Below are 20909 nucleotides of genomic sequence, written 5' to 3' on the forward strand. Positions count from 1 at the left end.
CATGTCTGAAAACTATCTCGCTTTAGCGCGCAAATATCGTCCTTTAAATTTTGATGATTTAGTTGGACAGGAATCAATCGTGACATTTTTTAAAAATGCTTTTGATTCAAATCGTATCCATCATGCATATCTTTTTACCGGTATCAGGGGAGTAGGAAAAACTACTACTGCAAGAATAATTGCTAAGTCCCTTAACTGTATTGGCAATGATGATAATCATCAACCGACTATTAAGATTTGTGGCGAATGTATCCATTGTAAATCAGTGGTAGAAGATAGGCATGTAGATGTGCTAGAGATGGATGCTGCTAGCAAAACTAGTATTGAAGATGTTAAAGATATCATTGAATTTACTAAATACTTGCCAGTGAGTAGTAGATACAAAGTTATAATTATTGATGAAGTTCATATGCTTTCAACTAAGGCTTTTAATGCATTGCTTAAAACCTTAGAAGAACCACCTTCACGAGTAATTTTTATTTTTGCAACTACCGAAATTCGTAAGGTGCCAATTACTATTCTTTCAAGATGTCAAAGATTTGATTTAAGAAGATTAACTACCGGTGAACTTACAAGCCATTTATCAAATATATGTAATAAAGAGCAGGTGGCTTTTGAACTGTCCGCTTTAGAAATTATCGCCCATAGCAGCGAAGGGTCAGTAAGGGATAGTTTATCAATTTTAGATCAAGCAATTAATATATCTTATGCGATTAATCAAACGCTTGTTACCGAAGAAATAGTTATCAAATTACTTGGTAGAGCTGATTACAATAATATTTTTGAGTTATTTCAGTGCTTGGTAGAAGCTAATATTGAAGCTGTGATTGCAAAATTACGTGATTTTCATAACCTTGGCTGTGATACTAAGTTTCTAATTGAAACGTTAATGAGCTTTGTGCATTATCTAATGCTTTTAAAATCTACTAAGTTGTCTGATCAAAATTTTTTCTTATCTCAAGAAAAATTAACTAAACTTAATTTATTAGCTGAAAAACTATCGGTGCCGGTGCTTAGCAGATTATGGAGCATGTTGCTAAAAGGTTTAGAAGAAATAAGAAGTTGTCCGCAAGAATTAATGGCGCTTGAAGTGTTAATGATAAGAATTTGCCATGTTAAAGTTTATCCTACCTCAATTGATATGTTAAATGGCGGCGAGGAAGGAGGAGGGGATACAACTTCACAAGTTAACTTGGTAGCTAAAGATAACAAGCAAGCAAATATGAATTTTATGCTAGCTCCTAAGCTTGAGAGTATAGCAAAAGAGCAAGTTAAATTTAATAATCTGCTTGAAATTATACAATATTTAAGAAATAAAAATGAGATGGTTATAGCATTCCAGTTAGAAAGATATGCAAGCTTAGTAAGCTTACATAATGAATATCTAGAGGTTAATATAACTGCTGACTTTGATAACAATACTATAAGTAAGCTTAAACAAAAATTACTAGAATATACTGGGAATCCTTGGCAAGTGGTGTGCTCTGAAGCGCAAGGTGATAAAACAGTATATGAGCAAAAGCAGCTTAATTTTTATAAGCAAGTAGCAGATATTAAAGAACATCCTAAACTACTAAAGCTATTTAAAAATTTTCCTAATGCTGAAGTGATTTCTATTAAAGATTTAAATACAACCCATTAATTAAAAGGATATAATATTATGAATTTTGGCAACATTAATAAGCTTATGAAGCAAGCTCAAGATATGCAAAAAAAGATGACCGAAATGAAAGAAAAACTTGATCAAGCAGAATTTGAAGGCCACGCTGGTGCAGGCATGGTTAAAGTGTTATTACAAGGTAATGGTCAACTTAAAAAAATTAATATCGATCCTCAGGTAATAGATAAGGATGATACTGAAATGCTTGAAGATTTAATTGTGGCGGCTTTTAATGATGCTAAAAACAAATTAGATCAAGAAACTGAATCTAGTAGTGGTGATGCTTTTGGTGGATTAAATCTTCCAGGCGGAATGAAATTTCCTTTTTAATTTCTAAGCTGCTGTGAAGTTTGGTATATAAAACTTCACAGTGATTTTCAAATTTGTTATAATAAAAAAAACTTGAGAAAATAATTGTCGTCTAATTCGCTTGAACAGCTAATAACTTTATTTGCTAAAATGCCAGGGCTGGGTCCACGGTCTGCAAGAAGGGTAACTTTGCATCTTATAAAAAATCGTTATAAGTTGATGAAACCTTTGCATGATTTGCTGGGTGAAGTAATGCAAAATGTTGTTCATTGTCGGATATGTAATAATCTGGATATTTATAATCCGTGCCAAATTTGCCTTGATGAAAATAGAGATAAATCTCAAATTTGTATTGTGGAAGAAATTGGAGATTTATGGGCTATTGATAAAGGCGGCATTTTCAATGGCATGTATCATGTTTTGGGTGGAACTTTATCGGCTATTGATGGTATAGGACCTGAGCATTTAAGCATTGATTTGCTAGTAAGAAGAGTGGCTGAAGGCGAGATAGAAGAAGTGATTCTTGCTAATAATGCAACAATCGAAGGAAAAACTACAGCCCATTATATTACTGATTTACTTAAACCTTATAATGTTAAAATTTCGCAATTAGCCTATGGTATACCCGTTGGGGGGGAGATTGATTATTTAGATGAACATACTCTCTCAGCGGCACTTAAAGCTAGAAACTATGTGGAAGGGTAGATAACAATGGTAGATATTATCTCTTTAAATTACTTTGATTATTTTTGTTTAGCTATTGTTGGTTTTTCAATTGTTTTCGCTTTTTTTAAAGGTTTTTTGAATACCATTTTAGGATTAGTACGATTTATACTAGCTTTGGTTATTACTTTTAACTTTTCCTATTTGCTTGTGCCGTTAGTTAGGAAATATATTGCCCATCTTTCGGTAGCTGAATATGTAGCTTTTATAGCTTTATTTATGATCAATATTATTGTGTTATCAATAATTAAGCATTACATCATTAAAGCTTTAAGTTTTCTTGATCGCGGGTTTGTAGATCGCACCTTTGGAGCATTATTTGGTTTAATTAGAGGTGTAGTAATTGTTTGCTGTATTTTCTTTGGAATCACTAGTTTTACCGGAGCAATTCAACCAGAAGAGAAGAGTAAAATAGCAACTTTTTCTTATCGAGCAAAAAAAGCCCCTAAATGGATTCAACATTCTCATGTTGAGCCACAATTGCTTAACTATAGTAAAATCATTATAAGTATGCTGCCAAATAATTTCTGGCAAAAGGTGATTGATGTAATTATTGATAATCACGGTGAGGAGTTTTCTCTTGATGATGGTAACTTAAGTCAAAAAGAACTTGAAGAAGTTAAAAGATCAAATGTTGTTTCTAAAATCAATAAGCTGCTTGGCAATAAAGATTTTTCTAAAGACGCCGTAAAGTTACTTCAAGAATTTAATGGTATGCCTAAAGAAAAGCAAAGATCTTTACTTGAAATTTTTTTAGCTAACTACAATGAAAAAATTGTAGATAAAATCGATTTTGAAGATCATAAAAAAATTTTAGAGCTGGTGGATAAGCTGCAAGCTAATTTGGAAGATAACTAAGATATAAAAAATAAAAAACAGCCAGCTAAGTTTATATTTAACTGGCCTGCTTGGCTATTAGCCTCTTATATTTGATTTGAAGCAAATTAGATAGAGACCCGATAGAATAAATTAAATTAAGCGTCTAGAAACTGCTGGGTTAATATAATGCATATTTGGATTATTTAAAAGTCTATTTTGAACGCTTTTCTTTAAGATATCAGGATAAGTTTCATTAGTTAAATCAATATTTTTTTCATTACATTTGTTTAAAATATTAATTAACGAAGCAAAATTAGCTAAGTCATCTCCTCGTTCTTTTGTATCATTTGTAAGAACTATTCTACTTACCATAGTCTTTTCTGTATCATTAAAGCTTTCTTTGGTTACTTCTGTATCGAATTTTCCACTTTGATTTAATAAAGAATAATATTTCATTTTTTGTCGTGGGTTAAGATGAATATTATCTATTAAATTGTTCATGAGATCCATCAAACTATTTTCAACCATGCTAGCAAAGGCATTTCTTATTTGCAAAGCATTAGGGAAAGACATATTATCATCATCTTTAGTAGGTTGGTATTGTACAAGGCATTTAGTTAGCATAGTTAGAAATCTCTATATAATTTATGTTAGATTAACATTTAATTTAATATTAACACAAAATTAATCAATATGCAACTGAAATTGTATTTGTAGTAAGAAATATTAATACAAGGTTACTGAGATCCTAATTTAAAGCTATGCTGGCATTCAGTAAGAATAATCCAGCTATTACGTTAAAAAGGAGGTGGATATATATGATCAATATTGATAATATTAATGCTGTGCATTTAAAAAGTTTGATGTAGTAGCATTTGGGGTGTAGGCAAAATTATATAAAACTTCAAAAGAGTAGCCATTAATACTGAATACTGCCTTAGAGCTATTATAATTAATTAGATTGAAAAAATTATATACATAAAATTACCAGTCTAGATTATTAGTATTAATTAACCCCTTGTTGGATATGATCTTATCTTGTTAATGCTACTGAAGCTATCGGCTTTAAGGATAATATTATTATCTGCAGGGGTGCTTGCCTGCATCTATTGCCAAGGTTCTTAATATTAAGACTGATATTATTTTTAGTCTTTTGTCCTAGAAGATCAGTTTTATAGTTTCTTGTTTGTTGTGCTTTTTTATATGCTATCTCAATATACCTAAAAACCAAGTATGATGCAAAGCAAGCAGATCAAAAATCTAATTTAAATCTGAGGAGGGCGCCGACATTGAAGAAGTTTTTACGTAATTCGACATCGGTACTGACAGCAAATTTATAGTTATTGCAATTAATTAAGGTAAGGGTAGAGCCTAGAGTTAAAGCGGTTCTTGGTAATTTAGGTCCGCGGCTATTTTCTAAGGCGATAGGTCCCGCTTGAGTTAGGTAAGAATTAACCGAGATATCATTGCGGATAAGATCGAAATTCACTTTAGCATAAACCTCAGGGAGGATGGTAGTCTCCTGCCAGGCGACTTCACGTAAAGCCATGTTGGTACCAAACGATAAGTTGAGGGTATCCTCTTGATCTTTAGAATAAGTTCTGGCAAAGACACTACCAATTTCAGTATAAGAAGGCTTATTCAAATGCTGATAATTAAGTGACACTGAAGGGGTTAGAGTTAGATAACGGCTTGGAGCTAAGCTGTGATGCAGTTCACCTTTTACCCCGTAATGTTTAGCTTTAAATTTAGCAGTAGCTAGTTCATTTAGAGGTTTTACGCTTAGGGTGCGGGCTTTAATGTGGGAGAGCGAAGCTATTAAATTCAGATAAGTTTTAGGGTTAAATTCATGTTTAGAGTAAACACTTGCTTGTTTAATGTTAGCTTTAAGATTGTCACCGAGCTTATCTTCTTTAAACTTAGTAATCACTTTAGTTGAGGTGAGGGCAATACCTAAGGTGGTTGAATCATTAAGCTGGGTATCTAAACCTATGATACTACCATTATTCCTAGCTGTATAGCCGCTGTAATTATCAACGCTTTTCTGGCGTATATAATTGCTAAGACCTTGCATCCAGAAACCATGTGATGTTGGTTCTGCATTTAGATTTAACTCTTTAAGTTCAGAAAAATTATCATCTTCGTGGATAATAGCATGATAGAGATCATTGGTAGCAGTAAAGCCGGTGGTAACAGCAGTAGAGCCCATAAAGCTGCTGCTGCCTATAATGCTATCTAAGCGGCTGGCGATCGTGTTTAGTGTATTGGTAGTTGATTCTTTAATGGATTTATCAAAACTACCCATGGCATCAGGGGTTAATCTATTGATAAACACATCTATCTCATCAGTGGTTAAAGCATTTATCTGATCAAGAGCGGTTTTAAATCCCGGATTTACTGAGGCAAGATAATCAGGATCGGTATATAATTTGTTATATATTGCGTCTAATGTATCAAGGGCTGATTGTTTAGCTGGGTTTTTCTTACTAGGATTGCCTATTCCTGCTAACCCGTTTCCATCACGTTGTAAGGTTATTTGATAAATATTGCCTACTTTATTTACATTGGTAATATTAACGGTTGCAATTTTAGAAATTAGATAATTATCTTTTAAGCTAGCAGTTGAGATAGGGACCATATTTTCATCCAATAAGCTGCCTTGTATTGTCATTAAATCATAAGTACCGTTACTATCGATGGGGTTTAAGCTTTTATAGATTTCAAGCACTCCTGTTCTGCGTAAAATCATGTTTCCTGTTATTTCTAACTGACCTAAAGCAGCACTTGAAGTATTATCTGAAATATCGCTCTTAATCTTAACAAAGGTACTAAGCGGATCTGCTCCTGCATCTAAGTTGCCATATACAATTAATTTATCACCAACAGTACTCCCAAGGTCAAGTGTACCATCTAGCAAAACATTACCATGAATATTACGGGTGCCGGCAATGTTTAAAGTGGCAGTATCATCTATCAATAACGTGTCAGCATAGATATCATTATTTGCAAAGCTAACGGCTCCACTTAGCAGCTGCACTTCTTTTAATGGGTTAAGCGCAGTACCAATATCACCAAGTAGGTTAGTGCTACCGAGATATTTAAGAGTACCGCTGCTAACAGCATTGGTAGTAACAGCACTGTTGATATTTTTACCATTTGCAATTTCAATAACGCCATCACCTGAAAAATTAACAGCAGTAGCGTAGATATCTCCGTTAAAGATATTGGTTTTAGTAACAGCACCTGCATTTATTATTTTTAAGAGATTAGCACCGGTTCCTATATTGCCGTTAATAGTAGAGCTCTCGGTAAGGTTAAGCGTGCCCTCATTAGTAGTAGCAGTGGTTAGGTTACCGGTTAGCATTGATCCTGCCATGTTAACCGTACCATCAGCAGTGAAGTTAAGATTACCGCTTACATTACCATTAAAGTTAGAAATATTAGCGCCGGTATTAATGGTGCTAGCAACTACTCCACCATTATAAGTAGTATTAAAGCCAGTACCACCAGTTACTGTTTTTAACGCTGCCCCACTTGTACCAATATCTCCCGTTACTGTGCTCGCAGTTCCGGTTAAAGTTAAACTGCCGGTATTATTACCTGCAGTCGTAGTGATATTACCTTCCACGGTAGCGCTATTAACGGTGAATTGGCGATCAGCCTTGAAATCAATAGTGGTAGCATAAATATTACCTACTATAGTTGAATTGGCCGTTTCAGAAACTTCAAGTAATTTAATTGCAGCGCCATTTGCACCAATGCTGCCCGTAAATGTATTTTGCTTAAGTTTTACAGTTCCTGTAATACCGTTACCCACTGAAGTTCTAACCCCGCCACCAGTTGCAGTAAAATTGCCAGAAGTAGTATTGACTTCCAATATGCCATCTGCGTTAAAGGTGGCAAGTTTTGTAGCTGTACCATTTTTTGTTAAATCTGCTCCAGAGTGAAATATTAAAGTACCCGTATTATCTATATTAATTGTATCTGTGTTAATACTTTGGTTAAATGCTATATTGCCGGCAGCATGCTGGGTCGTAATGCTTTTAAATGAATGATTTGCATGCATTGCTAAGGTTTGGCTTATAGTAGAAGGGGCAGTAAAAATTAAATTCCCATAACCAACATCCCAATTATAAAATTGTTTAGTAGTAATATTTCCATTAATAGTCGATGTGGCATTAGCATTACGATGTTGATAATTGTTTCCAGTAACAACAATATTCCCCGTAACATTTAAATTACTATCATTCTCTAAAATAATACTATTTGAATAAATATTACCAGTAGCATTTAAAGTGGCGCTAGTTTGTACTACACTTTGGTTAAGTTCTGCTCCTGAGGAACCAATATCACCTGTAATCGAGTTGGTTGAAGCATTATAAAATCGTACAGTACCAGTGTTGTTGGTAGCGGTAGTAATATTGCCAGCTATGTCGCTACCAAAAAATGCAGCAGTACCGTCAGCAGTGAAATTGGGGTTACCGCTCACATTACCTGCAAAGTTGGAAATACCTGCTCCGGTATTAACGGTAGTGGCTGTTACCGCATTGCTAAAATTGGTAGTTTTACCGCTAGCACCACCAGTTACTAATTTAAGTGCATTAGTAGCACCGATATTACCGCTTACGGTATTATCTCCTAACAGGTTAAGTGTGCCGGCATTAGGGACATCACTATCTACTGTGCCATTGAGTAGTACTGTATCTGCTACATTGATAATACCATCGGCAGTAAAGCTTATACTAGCAGTTATATCATCCGCAAAGTTAGCAGTACCTGCACCAATGGTCACATCATCCGCTGTAATGGTACCACTAAAGTTAGCAGTTTTAGCAGCACTTCCTGCTGTTACCAGCTTAAGGGCATTAGTAGCACCAACATTACCAGTAACAGTACCGTTACCGATAATGTTTAGTGTGCCAGTGCTTCCTGTGCCAGTATTAATAGCACTAGTTACTGTTGCATCACCTACATTGATAATACCGTCACCAGTAAAGCTAATATTACCCCCTGTTATGCTAACATCACCATTAAAGCTAGAAGTGCCGGTGTTGCTGGTAATATTAGTTGCAGCTACTGTGCCGTTAAACACATTGGTTTTGCTAGCTGCGCCAGTGGTGATGAGTTTTAACCGATTTGTAGCGCCGATATTCCCGGTAACAGTTGATGATTCTGTTAGATTAAGGGTGCCGGTATTTGCAGCTCCAGTAGTAATGTTAGTAGTGATAGCAGCACCTGCGCCATTAAAAGTCAGCTGATTATCTGCCTTAAATTCAGTAGTTGCAGCATAAATATTACCTACTACGGTTGAATTGGCAGTTTCTGCCACTTCTAATAATTTAATTGCAGCGCCATTTGCGCCAATGCTGCCCGTAAATGTATTTTGTTTAAGTTTTACTGTCCCGGTGGTACCATTACCGACTGAAGTTCTAACCCCGCCACCAGTTGCAGTAAAGTTGCCAGAAGTAGTATTGACTTCCAATATACCATCAGCATTAAAGGTAACGAGCTTAGTAGCTGTTGGCTTTACAGTCATATTTATAGAGTTTTGAAATATCAAAGTACCAGTATTATTGATATCTATTGAGCTAATATTTCTGTTAGAATTTAAAGTAACGTTACCGCTGCTATGTTGTGTGGTAATATTGTTTAGGCCTTGCGTGGCAAGTGCATCATTAGTAAAGTTAACATTAGATGGGGCTGTAAATACTATATTTCCTACTACACCTCCCCAGGTAGTATGGTTTTCTGCAGTGATATTACCATTAGTGGTTAAAGTGTTAGTGTTATCAAAAGTTTGAAAATTACGAAATAATACCAAATCACCTGTTAAGGTAAGCTTATCATTGGGATTTTCTAAGCTAAAATATCTTGCAGTAATAGTAGATTTAGTGGCTCCTAGATTATCAATAGCATATTGATGTGGAGACCAAGTGGCATTACCTCTGGTATATAGCTGCGGTCCTGCGTCACTATAAAGCCCTTTAAAGTTAGTAGCTCGAATGGTAGTGGCAGTGCCGCTTTGCCCAAAATATAATTTGCCACTGCCACTATATGAAGCACTAGTATCAATACTAAGATCGCCAGCTATGTCAGTTGTTACGTATATATCCCCTACAGTACCATTAAAGATTTTTGCTAAGGCGACATGGTTTAAAGGTTGAGCTAGAGTACCGATACTGCCTTTAACTGTGGTAGTGTCTCTAAGCCATACTCCACCTGTGTTAGCTGTTTGGGTCTCAAAGGCTATACCCCCTTCACCATTAAAAGTATAGATGGGTTCTGCTATAATAAAGCCTGTGCTAGTTCCCCACGAATTATCCAAGATAAATTTTTGATTAACTGTTATGCCGGTAGTAGCGCTCAAAGCTGAACCATTAAAATTCGTAGTGCTGGGATGATTGGCTGTATCAATTGTAATGGCGGCAAAAGCAGATGAAGCACTGCTCAGGTAAAGTGCAGTAGTTAGATAAATTATCCCTTTCTTAATCCTCCAATATTTCATCTGTAAGCCGCTAAAGTGTATTAATATATTAATAACATTCTAGCATAAATTATTGAATTATAAAAGTTAAAAAATTAACCAAGATAAAAAATTTTTATTATTTCTAAATAAATTAAGGATGAAATATCTGCTTAACTTTTTGAGCTATTAAAGAAGCAAAAAGAATACATGATAATAAAACGATAGTAATAGGGGTAATGGCTAAGTCAGAATAATAAGATATAATAATAGCAATGGTAGCGATTGTAACATTGATTATATAGCTGGCAACGCACATAGAAAAAGGATTTTTGGTAATAATCCTAGCAATAGCCGATGGTAAAATCAAAATAGCAGTAATCATTAATATCCCTACTAATTTAATAATCATAGCAATTGTAAATGATATAATAGTAAGATAAATTAGCCTAAATTTATGGATATTTAAGCCATTACTTGCTGCTATATTTTCATCAATGACTATTAGCAACAATTTATTCCAGTTAAAAAACAACCAGCAATAAACCACTAAAGTTAGCATGGATATAGTAATGATGTCGTTGTTATTCACGGCGAGCAAATCACCAAAAAGATATGAAGATAAGTCAATATTATTTGGATAAAAATGTAAGATTATCAATGATAATGCCAGAAAAAACGGGGAAATAACGTTAATGATAAGATCAAATTTAAAGTAAGTTTGATTTTTAAGGCTGATGATAATTAAGCTAATTAATATACTAAAAATAATTAATAAATAATTGAGATTGATATCAATTAATATGGATAACGCCACGGCCAGCATTAGGCTATGAGCTAAATAATCTGCAAAGTAGCTAATTCTTTTCCATATCAAGATACATCCTATAGGAGCTGTAAGCAACGAAACCAACAAATTTATTAAGATTGGAAATAAAATAATAGACATTCAATATTAAATAAGGGGTGGTGCCCCAGGCCGGACTTGAACCAGCACGTTCCGCAAAGAACAGCAGATTTTGAGTCTGCCGCGTCTACCAATTCCACCACTGGGGCAATCAAATAAGATTTAGACAATGTTTATAAATTATGTACAATTACTTGTCAAAACAACTTTTTTTTAAAGCACATATTTTATGATTATAAAAATCAATAATAAAAGGTTACGAAACACTGTTGTTTTATTTCTAGTAACTTTTTTTGAAATTATAGCCTGCCTTGAAACTGATATAAATGTGCCGAGCTTCCCTAATATGATTGATTATTTTGGGATAAATCCTGCTGATATTCATTGGGTGGTTGCAATTAATATGGTCGGTATTTGTCTTGCTAGCTGGGTTGTAGGACCGCTTTCGGATACTATAGGAAGAAGAAAAGTATTATTATTTTCAGGTGTATTTTTTCTAATTGGATCAATTATAGCGGTAAATACTACAGACTTTAGTATTTTGCTTTTAGCACGATTTATTCAAGGAATAGGATGTAGTAGCTATTTTGTAATATGTAGTGCCGTGATTTTTGACTTATATGATAAAAAGCAAGCGGTTGTAATCACAGGTTATTTAGGTAGCTTAATCACTATATTTTTAGCCATTGCTCCTATAGTAGGAAATTATATAAATATTAATTACGGTTGGCGTATGAATTTTATTTTAATTCTATTTTTAGCCATTATTGCTTTTTTCTTAAGTTTGTTTTTTATGGAAGAATCTTTAGCTGATGAGAAAAAAGCTAAGTGGAAATTCAAAAGATTATTTCAAGATTATTATAGTATTTTTAGTAATCTTCAGGGTATGAAGAATTTAAACATTATAGGTATTAGCCTTTCAGTCTTTATAACTTATATTGTAAATTTATCTGTAATCTTTGTAGATAATTTACATGTAAGCCAAGAAAGTTATGGTTACCATCAAGGAATAATAATGTTTATTTTTGCTTTATGTAGCTTATTTACTGGTAAGATAGTTGTTAGATTAGGTTTTAAGATAGTAAAAGCAGCAAGCCACCTTCTTACCACCTTAGGCTCAAGTTTGCTAATCATCGTAGCTCTCAATTTTGCAACTGATGCTAATCTAATAACATTAAGTATGATCTTATTTACTATAGGTTATTCGTTTATAATGAATCTTGCCTTTGTAGAATATATGAGTTGCTATCCGCAAAATAGCGGAGCAGCCTCTTCGTTAAATACTACTTATCGGCTGATACTTAATGCAATCATTTTAGTAGTAGTATCAATGAATTATAATGGCACCATTCTGCCGGTAGCTATCTGTATTTTTATAGGAAGCCTAGTAATGCTAGCGCTTAATATGTTGCCTAACAGCAAAGAGTCTGTGACAATATAATTAAAATTACAATTTTATTGTTATATAGGTAGGCGATGTATTTGGTAATTTATATTTTAGCAGCAGTTTTGGGTTCAACAGCTTTAGTAATTTCTGGCTATTCCTTTCTGTTCTTTCTAGTAGGAATGTTGCCAACTATTGTAGCCTGCATGATTGATAGGAGGCTTTCTAGAGCTGCTTCTAATACAATTGGCGCTTTTAATCTAACAGGTGTTTTTCCTTATTTGCTTGATTTGTGGAATTCTGGGGATGCTGCTAGTAACAAGGCTAGGGATTTGCTTGGTGATGTTCATATTTGGTTAATAATATATTCTTCAGCAGCGCTTGGATTACTTTTAATCTGGGGTTTGCCTACTTTAATGGGAAATTTTTTTGTGTTTAGATCTAAAAAGAAAATCGAATATTATCGAGAAGAACAAATGGAGTTATATCATGAATGGCAGTTTGATATAGATAAAAGTACCTTTCGAGAGTATCTAGCACATCATAAAACACTTGATAAGAAAGAGTAGAAAACTTATAATAACTGCAAATCAAGCTTTTGAAGTTATTAAATATATTTAGTAAAAATTTAATTTAGGTGTTGTAGTGAGTAAATATCAAAATAAACCGCTTTCTCCCCATTTATCAATTTATCGACCACAAATTACCTCAATTTTATCAATTAGCCATAGGGTTACCGGGTTTATATTATTTGTGGCAATGACCATACTGGTATGGCTTATATGTGCTATAACTTATTGTGATGCCATGGAGGTTTTAAAGAGTATAAGTGATTTACTTAATGCCAATATTTTAGGCAAAATTCTTAAAACTGCTATTATTATTGTAATGTTTTGTATGTTTTTTCATTTATTAAATGGAATTAGGCATCTTTTCTGGGATATAGGTAAAGGATTTGAATTAAAATCTGTATATAGAAGCGGCTATTTGGTGATAATAGGGGCAATCTTATTAACTATAGGCATCAGCTGCTATATTTTCTTTAATTAGTAATGGATAAAATAATGAAAAAAAGTGCTTTTATAACTCCTTTAGCCCGGGTTAGAGGTTTGGGTTCTGCTAGATCTGGAGTAGGTCACTATATTCACCAAAGGCTTTCAGCTGTGCTAATGATACCGCTCTGTCTTTGGTTAGTTTACTTTATAGTTACCATTGCTCATAGTAATCTTGAAGAGATTGTGTTTGTTATAGCGGGTCCTCTAAATGCATTTGCATTGGTTTTATTCATGAGTGCTTCTCTTTATCATGGTATGCTAGGTATTAAAGTTATCATTGAAGATTATGTACATTGTGAATGTATCAAAAGCGGTTTAATAACAGGTCTTTATTTAGTATCTTATATAACTATTATAGCTGGAGTTATTTCAGTTTTGGGATTGCATTTTAAATATTATTTAGCTTAAATAAGGATATTAATTTTTATGACATTATCTTCTTATCAATTTGTTGACCATTATTATGACGTGGTAGTAGTAGGAGCAGGAGGTGCTGGCTTAAGAGCCACTTTTGGAATGGCCGAAGCTGGTCTTAAAACCGCTTGCATCACGAAAGTTTTCCCCACCCGCAGCCATACTGTAGCAGCCCAAGGCGGCATAAGTGCAGCTTTAGGAAATATGGGAGAGGATGATTGGCGCTGGCACATGTATGATACTGTTAAAGGATCAGATTGGCTAGGGGATCAAGATGCCATCGAATATATGTGTAAAAACGCTATTCCTTCTATTATTGAATTAGAACATTATGGGGTGCCTTTTTCTCGTACTAAAGAAGGAAAAATCTATCAACGTCCTTTTGGGGGAATGACCACTCATTATGGAGAAGGTAAGCCTGCTCAAAGAACATGTGCTGCAGCTGATAGAACGGGACATGCAATTTTACATACGCTTTATCAACAATCACTTAAGTTTAATTCTGAATTTTTTATAGAATATTTTGCAATTGATCTAATCATGGATGAAGATGGCAGCTGTAAAGGTGTAGTGGCTTTAGATTTAGCTGATGGAACTCTTCATCGTTTCAGTGCGCATTTAGTAGTTTTAGCTACCGGTGGTTATGGTAGAGCATATTTTTCAGCTACTTCTGCTCATACTTCAACTGGTGATGGTAATGCAATGTGTGCTAGAGCAGGACTTCCTTTACAAGATATGGAATTTGTGCAGTTTCATCCTACCGGTATTTATGGTGCTGGCTGCTTAATTACTGAAGGTGTAAGAGGAGAGGGTGGATATTTAGTAAATGCTAATGGTGAACGTTTTATGGAGCGTTATGCACCATCTGCTAAAGATCTTGCTTCTCGTGATGTAGTAAGTCGAGCTATGACTATTGAAATAAGAGAAGGTAGAGGAGTTGGGGCCAGCAAAGACCATATCCATTTGCATCTCAACCATCTAGATGCGGACATGATCCACAAGAGATTACCAGGAATAGCAGAAACTGCTAAAATTTTTGCCGGTGTGGATGTAACTAAAGAACCTATTCCCGTGCTACCAACCGTGCATTACAACATGGGAGGTATTCCTACCAATTATCATACTGAAGTAATCAACCCTACTGAGAATGATAAAAATAGAGTAGTTCCTGGACTTATGGCTATAGGCGAAGCAGCCTGCGTTTCAGTCCATGGTGCTAATCGTTTAGGTTCGAATTCATTACTTGATTTAGTAGTATTTGGGCGTGCTGCTGCATTAAGAGCTAAAGAAGTTGTAAAACCTAATACTACCCCTAAAATGCTTAATAGTACAGATGGTGAATATGCTGTTGCAAGATTAGATAAAGTACGTAATAGCAATGGTAGCACACCAAGCGTAATTTTACGTGAAAAAATGCAAAAAGTGATGCAAAATCATGCTGCAGTATTTAGAACTCAAGAATCTCTTGCTGAAGGTTGTAAATTGATTGATGAAGTTTATAAGGAATTTGAAGATCTAAAAATTTCTGATCGTAGTTTATGTTGGAATAGTGAATTGGTTGAAGCATTGGAACTTTCTAATTTATTACCTCAAGCTGTAACTACTATGCATTGTGCTGAAAATCGTAAAGAAAGTAGGGGGGCGCATGCAAGGGAAGACTGTCCTGAACGTGATGATGAAAATTGGATGAAACATACTGTTGCGTGGATCGATGAACAAGGCAAGGTTAAAATTGATTATAAGCCTGTAACCTTAACTACGTTGACTAGTGAAGTTCAACCAGTTCCACCAAAAAAACGAGTTTACTAATTAAAATAAGGTTGTGTTATGGTTGAATTAGCGTTACCCAAAAACTCTAAAATACAAAAGGGTAAAGAATTTATTATAGATCAAGAAGGCGACCAACTTGCTGAGTTTAAAATTTACCGTTATGATCCAGATTCAGGGGAATTGCCTCGGTTAGATACTTTTAAAGTTAGCAAAAAACGCTTTGGTCCAATGGTGTTAGATGCGTTGATATACCTTAAGGGGCATGTTGATGGAACTTTGACTTTTAGACGCTCATGCCGTGAAGGAATTTGCGGCAGTTGTGCAATGAACATTGATGGAACTAACACTTTAGCTTGTACCAAGGCTATCGATGATGTTAAAGGAAATGTAAAAATTTATCCGCTTCCTCATATGCCGATAATAAAAGATTTAGTTCCTGATTTAACTACTTTTTATGCACAATATCGTTCTATTGAGCCATGGCTTAAGGTGGATACCCAAGCATCTATCAATCGTGAAAGATTACAATCACCTGAAGATCGAGAAAAAATAGATGGTTTATATGAGTGCATTCTATGCGCTTGTTGCTCAACAAGTTGCCCAAGCTATTGGTGGAATGGTGACAAATATTTAGGTCCTGCTATTTTGCTCCAGGCTTATCGGTGGCTTGCCGATTCAAGAGATGAAGGTACTGGTGAAAGACTAGATGAGTTAATGGATCCATTTAAGCTATATAGATGCCACACTATTATGAATTGCACTAATACTTGCCCTAAAGGATTAAATCCTGCTAAAGCTATTGCTCAAATTAAAAAGATGATGGTTGAAAGACAAGGACTTTAATTTTATAGAAGATCATAAGTCTTTTTATAAGGAAAGGAGCTAGCAATAGCTCCTTTTTTTTATTTAGCAATTTTTTAAAACATCTCTCATTCAGATAAATATATACAACCTACACGTGAAAATAGCTTATTTTTCACGTATTTTTAATGAAATCAATGTTGTACTCAATACTTAAGTGAAATCTTTATCGCTTTCAAGCTAGCAGATATAAAATCACACTACTCATAGAACAGAAGTAGAAGAGAAGTTTTAGCAAAAACAATAGAAAGTAAGCAAAATTGCTTTTTAATAAAAATATAGAAAAAGAATATTAACTGTTTGGTGTGTAATAAGTTAAAAAATGCTTAACAGAAGGTAGATTAGTTATATAATATCCACTCTAGTGTAGTAACAGTGTTGAATGACAAAGCCTACCAAAGAAATGATGTACGTTCAACTATGTGGAGGCAGGGCTTTTTGCTGCATTAAATTTTTGTTATAATTATTATTAGACTCGAGAAGAAAATAAGAGAAGCGCACAAATTCAAGAAATTATATAGCATGAGATAGATAAAATAGGCACTAGAGAAGCTTTAATCATATAAAGATGCAAAGATCTCAACAAATTGTTCTTAGTTACAAATGATAACCACTGTCAGAATATATACTTTTAGTTAACTATTTAATTTATAGAGAAAAAAATGACGGATGAACAAATAAGAATGTTAATTACAGCATCAGCTGATAACTTTTCACGTGAATATAATAATAAAATTAATGTCTTAGGATTAATTAAAGTAGAGAAAATATTACAGAAAGCTAAAGAAAACCAGAGCTATTATAACTATAACGGGGTTAAAAAAATTTTGATAGCAAACAACACTGTTAATGCAATTAAAGCAAATAGAAAGCAGGCTGCTAAAGCGGGAGCTGTTGCTGGGGCTGCCTTGGGAATTGCATATAATGCTCAACAAACATATGAAACCATAAGGACCTCAAGGGAAACTTACTCAAAAGCTAAAGTGATAATTGAATTAGCTAGTAAGATGATAAGTTATGCTAGTATTGCTAGTACAGCATTTTCTATAGTTGCTTCTATCGCCACACTAGGTGTTAGGTGGTATAATAATACCACTGGCGACCTAAGTTTGGTTGAGAATTTAGAGCGAAAAGATATGGTAAATTTTATTAATAAGCAAATAAAAAATAAGCTTAAAAAGATTAGACAGATAGGATGCCATCCAAACCATATAGAACAAAGAGTATGCTCTCAGAATTCAGATGCAGTATTAATGGATCCTGCTAATTTACCGCGCAATCATGATATGTATAGTACGGTTGACGATTATAAGCAGACTATACAATATGCACAACGTATTTTAAGAAAGCATGCCGCAGAGCAAGCTGCAGCTCAACAAAATGGTGCATCTTCATCTTCACGAGCCACTGCTTTATAACTTTAAGTTAAGGCTATTGATATATTCACAATGCTTGAAACTAATATATAAATTATTTTTTAGCTGAGGCTTTGCATTTGTATAATCTATACATTTACTTAGCCTCCTCTAAAATAAGCTATTTTAGCTTAAATTGATTTTTTATTATGGCACTCTGTATAACGATAGCTATGCTACTTTGTTTAAAATCACCAGCTAAGTATGTCTTTTAATCTTAATATCGAGACAGATTATTATCTATAATCATTTCTCTATATTCTAGTATTTTCTGTTTTAGATATGCTGCCTAGTTATTTTTTTGCAGTGTAAGTTCGGGTTGGTTAGTATATAATTAGCCTAATTTCCCTTTATATTTCTTTCTACTGCAGTTACTGCAGGATTATTAAAATATAATTATGAATGCATATTTTTGAGCAAACCTAGATTATTCAGTGAGTGACGAGTCAGTAGATGCGTGCCATTTTTAAAGAAATCCACATTAATGGGTCACTTGCTTGGGTAGTAGTTTATTATCCTTTGATTAACATATTTTATTGTAACAAACTTAGATCAAGCTCTTGTTACAAACATCTGCTGATGCTCTACTATAAATATAAAAATAGGATGCTGTAAAGACAAGATTTTGCTATATTAATACTATTAAGATGTGCTAAGAGAGTATTATTCATACCCTCTTAATATCACAACAATCTTATAAATAAGAAACTAAAAAATCCAATTTACAAGCTTTTAGAGCCTATATTGTTTTGTGCGCCAATTAAAAGTTTTTGTGTATAACTAGCAATTCCATGCTTGTTAGCCAGGCTAGTTAAACCATTACTTGAAATGTTAGGATTGGAAATTAAATCTTTTGTTATTAAATTATTTTTTCGTGCTAATTTAAAACTATAAACTTTATAACAAACAAATAATACAATTCCAATAGCAACTAAAGGTAAAATATATTTTTTAGTAAAATTTAAAGCGGTCTGCCACTTATCATCTTTATTATTTTGCTTACTAGCGAGCGTTGTTAAAGGCTTATCTCCTGCTGTAGTAATAATAACAGGTTTTTGATCTTTGCTCGAAGAAGCGGCTAAGCTTTCTTTTATTGCTCTGCTTGCGCCACTAGAAGAAGGAGAGGCAGCAATCTTAGAAGAAGCTGCGGCAGCAGGTATAGCGTTCTCATCTACAATATTGCTATTATTACCCCCTGATAATGCTGTATTACTTGCTATTGATAACGAATTGAATAAATCTCTAAGCTCGTTGTGTTTTAGTTGATCCTTACAATCTGATATACAATCAAAAGCTATCTTACCTTTGTGATTTTTTAGATTAATATTAGCTTTAGAGTGTTGTACTAAATATTTTGCTATTTCTGTATGACCTTTCTTTACAGCATAATGTAAAGCTGTCCAACCATCATTATCTTGAATATTTACATCAATGTGCTTTGGCGCTGTGGTTAAAACTCGAACTACTTCAAATTTTCCGTAATAAGCAGCTTTATGAAGAGCGGTTCTCAGAGCGTAATCAAGTATACTTGGGTCTATATTGGGTAATAAGGCTAAATAAGACACAATCTCAGTATGGCCTTTACTTGCTGCTATATGTAGGGCAGTTTGCGCTTTTTTCCCTTTTTTCTCTTTAGTAAGAGCATTTAAAGCGGCCCCATTTTCAGATAAAATTTTTACTAACGCTAAATTTCCTAAAAGTGCTGCTAGATATAATGGTGTAAATCCTTTTATATCATATGGATCAACATTATTTGGATTTATTTTTTGCATTATTAATTTAGCTGTTGTCTCAAAATTATAAGCTGCAGCGTAGTGTAATGGCGTTTGAGCAAGACCATCTATTGCTTCTACATTTGCACCATTGTTAATTAAGAACTCAGCGGTATTTTGTTGTTGTAACTTGAATGCTCTATGCAATGGATTACATTGTTGGTTATCTTTATAAGTACATTTTGCTCCACTATTCACTAATAATCTTACCATACTGTGTAGCTTACTATCAGATGTAGCAATATGTAGAGCGTAATCTAAGTTTTTGGCTAGTTCCTCACTACTTAGTTTTTCTTTTAAAACTGTAATTATCGCATTTGCGGTTTTATCATCTTCATGATATACAGCCAGATCTAAGGCAGTAAAATTAGTGTTATTAAGAGCATCTATTTTCGCTACCTTACGGGCTAGCAAAGAGGCAACATTAGTATGATTGAAACGGGTAGCAAGATGAAGTGCTGTATTAAGATTTATATCTTTAATATCTACATCCGCCTTATATTCTTCAATTAACCTTGTTACCAAATCTTCATGACCATAAAATGCAGCTATATGTAATGCAGTTTGCTGGCTATCTTGATCTAAAATCTTATTAACATCAAATTTCTTTGGTTTATCTTCATCACTCTTAGCAATTAAATTTAGTGCTTTTTCAGTATCTCCTGCACAAAGATAATAGCTTAGTTTTGTTATATTATCTGCATCTTGAGGTAAAATTTTTTGCATTAAAGTTAGAGCAGTGTTTTTTTTGCCCTTTAAAGCGGCATAAGCCATATGATCATAAGATAATAACTCTTGAGCTATGGATGATAGCGTGTTTAATATTTTTATTACTTTATCATTTATAACATCATCGTTTTCTTGGCTTCTTATTAACTGTTCAAGATTATGAATATTAATATCAGTAGCTGTACGTGCGTGGGTCTGTTGCTTATTATTTGCCTCAGAAGCTTGTTTAGCAAGCGCTTCCCCTTGTATAGGAATATCGCTTAAATGTACATTATTACGTTTGTGCTTACCTTTGTGATTAGCTGCTTCGGTAGGGATTGGGCGTGGGCTCTCTAATTTTTCTTCTGTACATTGTTGAAAAATAGTCATTAAATTTGAAGTTGAAGAGGGCTTTCTTAAATAATGTTGATCTGGATTGAAATTGAAATCAGAATTGCTAGAACTTGACATTAACATTACCTACTAAATTTTAAGTATTAGTTTATAAAAACTATATTAAATTTGACTGTTTAGGAGATAAGTTAACATTTATTAATACATTGTAAATGCTTATTTGCTCGAAAATGCTTTTCAAAGTTACTAATTGTATTTTTATTTAATATGAGTAAATTAATTAATTATTTTATTT

15 protein-coding genes and 1 tRNA gene are annotated in these 20909 nt (G+C 33.8%); 11 read left to right on the forward strand and 5 right to left on the reverse strand.

Annotated features, from left to right (window positions below):
• The first annotated feature begins 1 nt into the window (after position 1).
• From dnaX to EF513_RS06710, 4 genes are all read left to right on the forward strand, one after another.
• Complete coding sequence (gene dnaX / locus EF513_RS06695; RefSeq protein ID WP_125216625.1) at positions 2 to 1642, forward strand: DNA polymerase III subunit gamma/tau; 1641 nt, start codon at positions 2 to 4, stop codon at positions 1640 to 1642.
• A gap of 18 nt (positions 1643 to 1660) precedes the next feature.
• Positions 1661 to 1990 (forward strand): YbaB/EbfC family nucleoid-associated protein, encoded by a 330-nt coding sequence (locus tag EF513_RS06700; RefSeq protein ID WP_125216626.1) that lies wholly within the window; start codon positions 1661 to 1663, stop codon positions 1988 to 1990.
• Between the two features lie 84 nt (positions 1991 to 2074).
• Positions 2075 to 2674, forward strand: a complete 600-nt coding sequence (gene recR, locus EF513_RS06705) for a recombination mediator RecR (protein ID WP_125216627.1) — start codon at positions 2075 to 2077, stop codon at positions 2672 to 2674.
• Positions 2675 to 2680: 6 nt separating this feature from the next.
• Positions 2681 to 3550, forward strand: a complete 870-nt coding sequence (locus tag EF513_RS06710; protein WP_125216628.1) for a CvpA family protein — start codon at positions 2681 to 2683, stop codon at positions 3548 to 3550.
• Positions 3551 to 3661: 111 nt separating this feature from the next.
• On the opposite strand, the gene EF513_RS06715 is transcribed toward EF513_RS06710, so the two are convergent.
• From EF513_RS06715 to EF513_RS06730, 4 genes are all read right to left on the reverse strand, one after another.
• Entirely contained in the window at positions 3662 to 4135 is a 474-nt protein-coding gene (locus EF513_RS06715) for a hypothetical protein (RefSeq protein ID WP_125216629.1), read from the reverse strand.
• Between the two features lie 628 nt (positions 4136 to 4763).
• On the reverse strand, positions 4764 to 10016 hold the full coding sequence (locus EF513_RS06720) for an autotransporter domain-containing protein (RefSeq protein WP_125216630.1): 5253 nt from the start codon (positions 10014 to 10016) through the stop codon (positions 4764 to 4766).
• A gap of 112 nt (positions 10017 to 10128) precedes the next feature.
• Positions 10129 to 10923, reverse strand: a complete 795-nt coding sequence (locus EF513_RS06725; RefSeq protein WP_125216631.1) for a metal ABC transporter permease — start codon at positions 10921 to 10923, stop codon at positions 10129 to 10131.
• Positions 10924 to 10941: 18 nt separating this feature from the next.
• Positions 10942 to 11030: transfer RNA gene (locus tag EF513_RS06730), tRNA-Leu, on the reverse strand.
• A gap of 80 nt (positions 11031 to 11110) precedes the next feature.
• Here EF513_RS06730 and EF513_RS06735 point away from each other — a divergent pair.
• The 7 genes from EF513_RS06735 to EF513_RS06765 all read left to right on the forward strand — a co-directional run bounded on the left by EF513_RS06735 (position 11111) and on the right by EF513_RS06765 (position 17783).
• Positions 11111 to 12322: an MFS transporter gene (locus EF513_RS06735; RefSeq protein WP_125216632.1), complete on the forward strand. Its 1212-nt coding sequence runs from the start codon at positions 11111 to 11113 to the stop codon at positions 12320 to 12322.
• A gap of 35 nt (positions 12323 to 12357) precedes the next feature.
• Entirely contained in the window at positions 12358 to 12834 is a 477-nt protein-coding gene (locus tag EF513_RS06740) for a hypothetical protein (protein ID WP_125216633.1), read from the forward strand.
• A gap of 76 nt (positions 12835 to 12910) precedes the next feature.
• The gene (gene sdhC / locus EF513_RS06745; RefSeq protein WP_125216634.1) at positions 12911 to 13315 is read left to right on the forward strand and encodes a succinate dehydrogenase, cytochrome b556 subunit; all 405 of its coding nucleotides are present in this window, start codon (positions 12911 to 12913) and stop codon (positions 13313 to 13315) included.
• A gap of 14 nt (positions 13316 to 13329) precedes the next feature.
• A complete protein-coding gene (gene sdhD / locus EF513_RS06750; protein WP_164503858.1) occupies positions 13330 to 13728 on the forward strand; it encodes a succinate dehydrogenase, hydrophobic membrane anchor protein in 399 nt (132 codons plus the stop codon).
• An 18-nt stretch (positions 13729 to 13746) separates the two neighbouring features.
• Positions 13747 to 15543 carry a succinate dehydrogenase flavoprotein subunit gene (gene sdhA / locus EF513_RS06755; protein WP_125216636.1) on the forward strand — a complete coding sequence of 599 codons (1797 nt, stop codon included), beginning with the start codon at positions 13747 to 13749 and terminating at the stop codon, positions 15541 to 15543.
• An 18-nt stretch (positions 15544 to 15561) separates the two neighbouring features.
• The gene (locus EF513_RS06760; RefSeq protein ID WP_125216637.1) at positions 15562 to 16347 is read left to right on the forward strand and encodes a succinate dehydrogenase iron-sulfur subunit; all 786 of its coding nucleotides are present in this window, start codon (positions 15562 to 15564) and stop codon (positions 16345 to 16347) included.
• A 680-nt stretch (positions 16348 to 17027) separates the two neighbouring features.
• Positions 17028 to 17783 carry a hypothetical protein gene (locus EF513_RS06765; protein WP_125216638.1) on the forward strand — a complete coding sequence of 252 codons (756 nt, stop codon included), beginning with the start codon at positions 17028 to 17030 and terminating at the stop codon, positions 17781 to 17783.
• Positions 17784 to 18502: 719 nt separating this feature from the next.
• Here the strand turns inward: EF513_RS06765 and EF513_RS06770 are convergent.
• Positions 18503 to 20731 carry an ankyrin repeat domain-containing protein gene (locus EF513_RS06770; protein ID WP_164503859.1) on the reverse strand — a complete coding sequence of 743 codons (2229 nt, stop codon included), beginning with the start codon at positions 20729 to 20731 and terminating at the stop codon, positions 18503 to 18505.
• Positions 20732 to 20909: the final 178 nt, after the last annotated feature.

The organism is Rickettsiales endosymbiont of Stachyamoeba lipophora, from assembly GCF_003932735.1.
Lineage (GTDB): Bacteria > Pseudomonadota > Alphaproteobacteria > Rickettsiales > 33-17 > RICK01.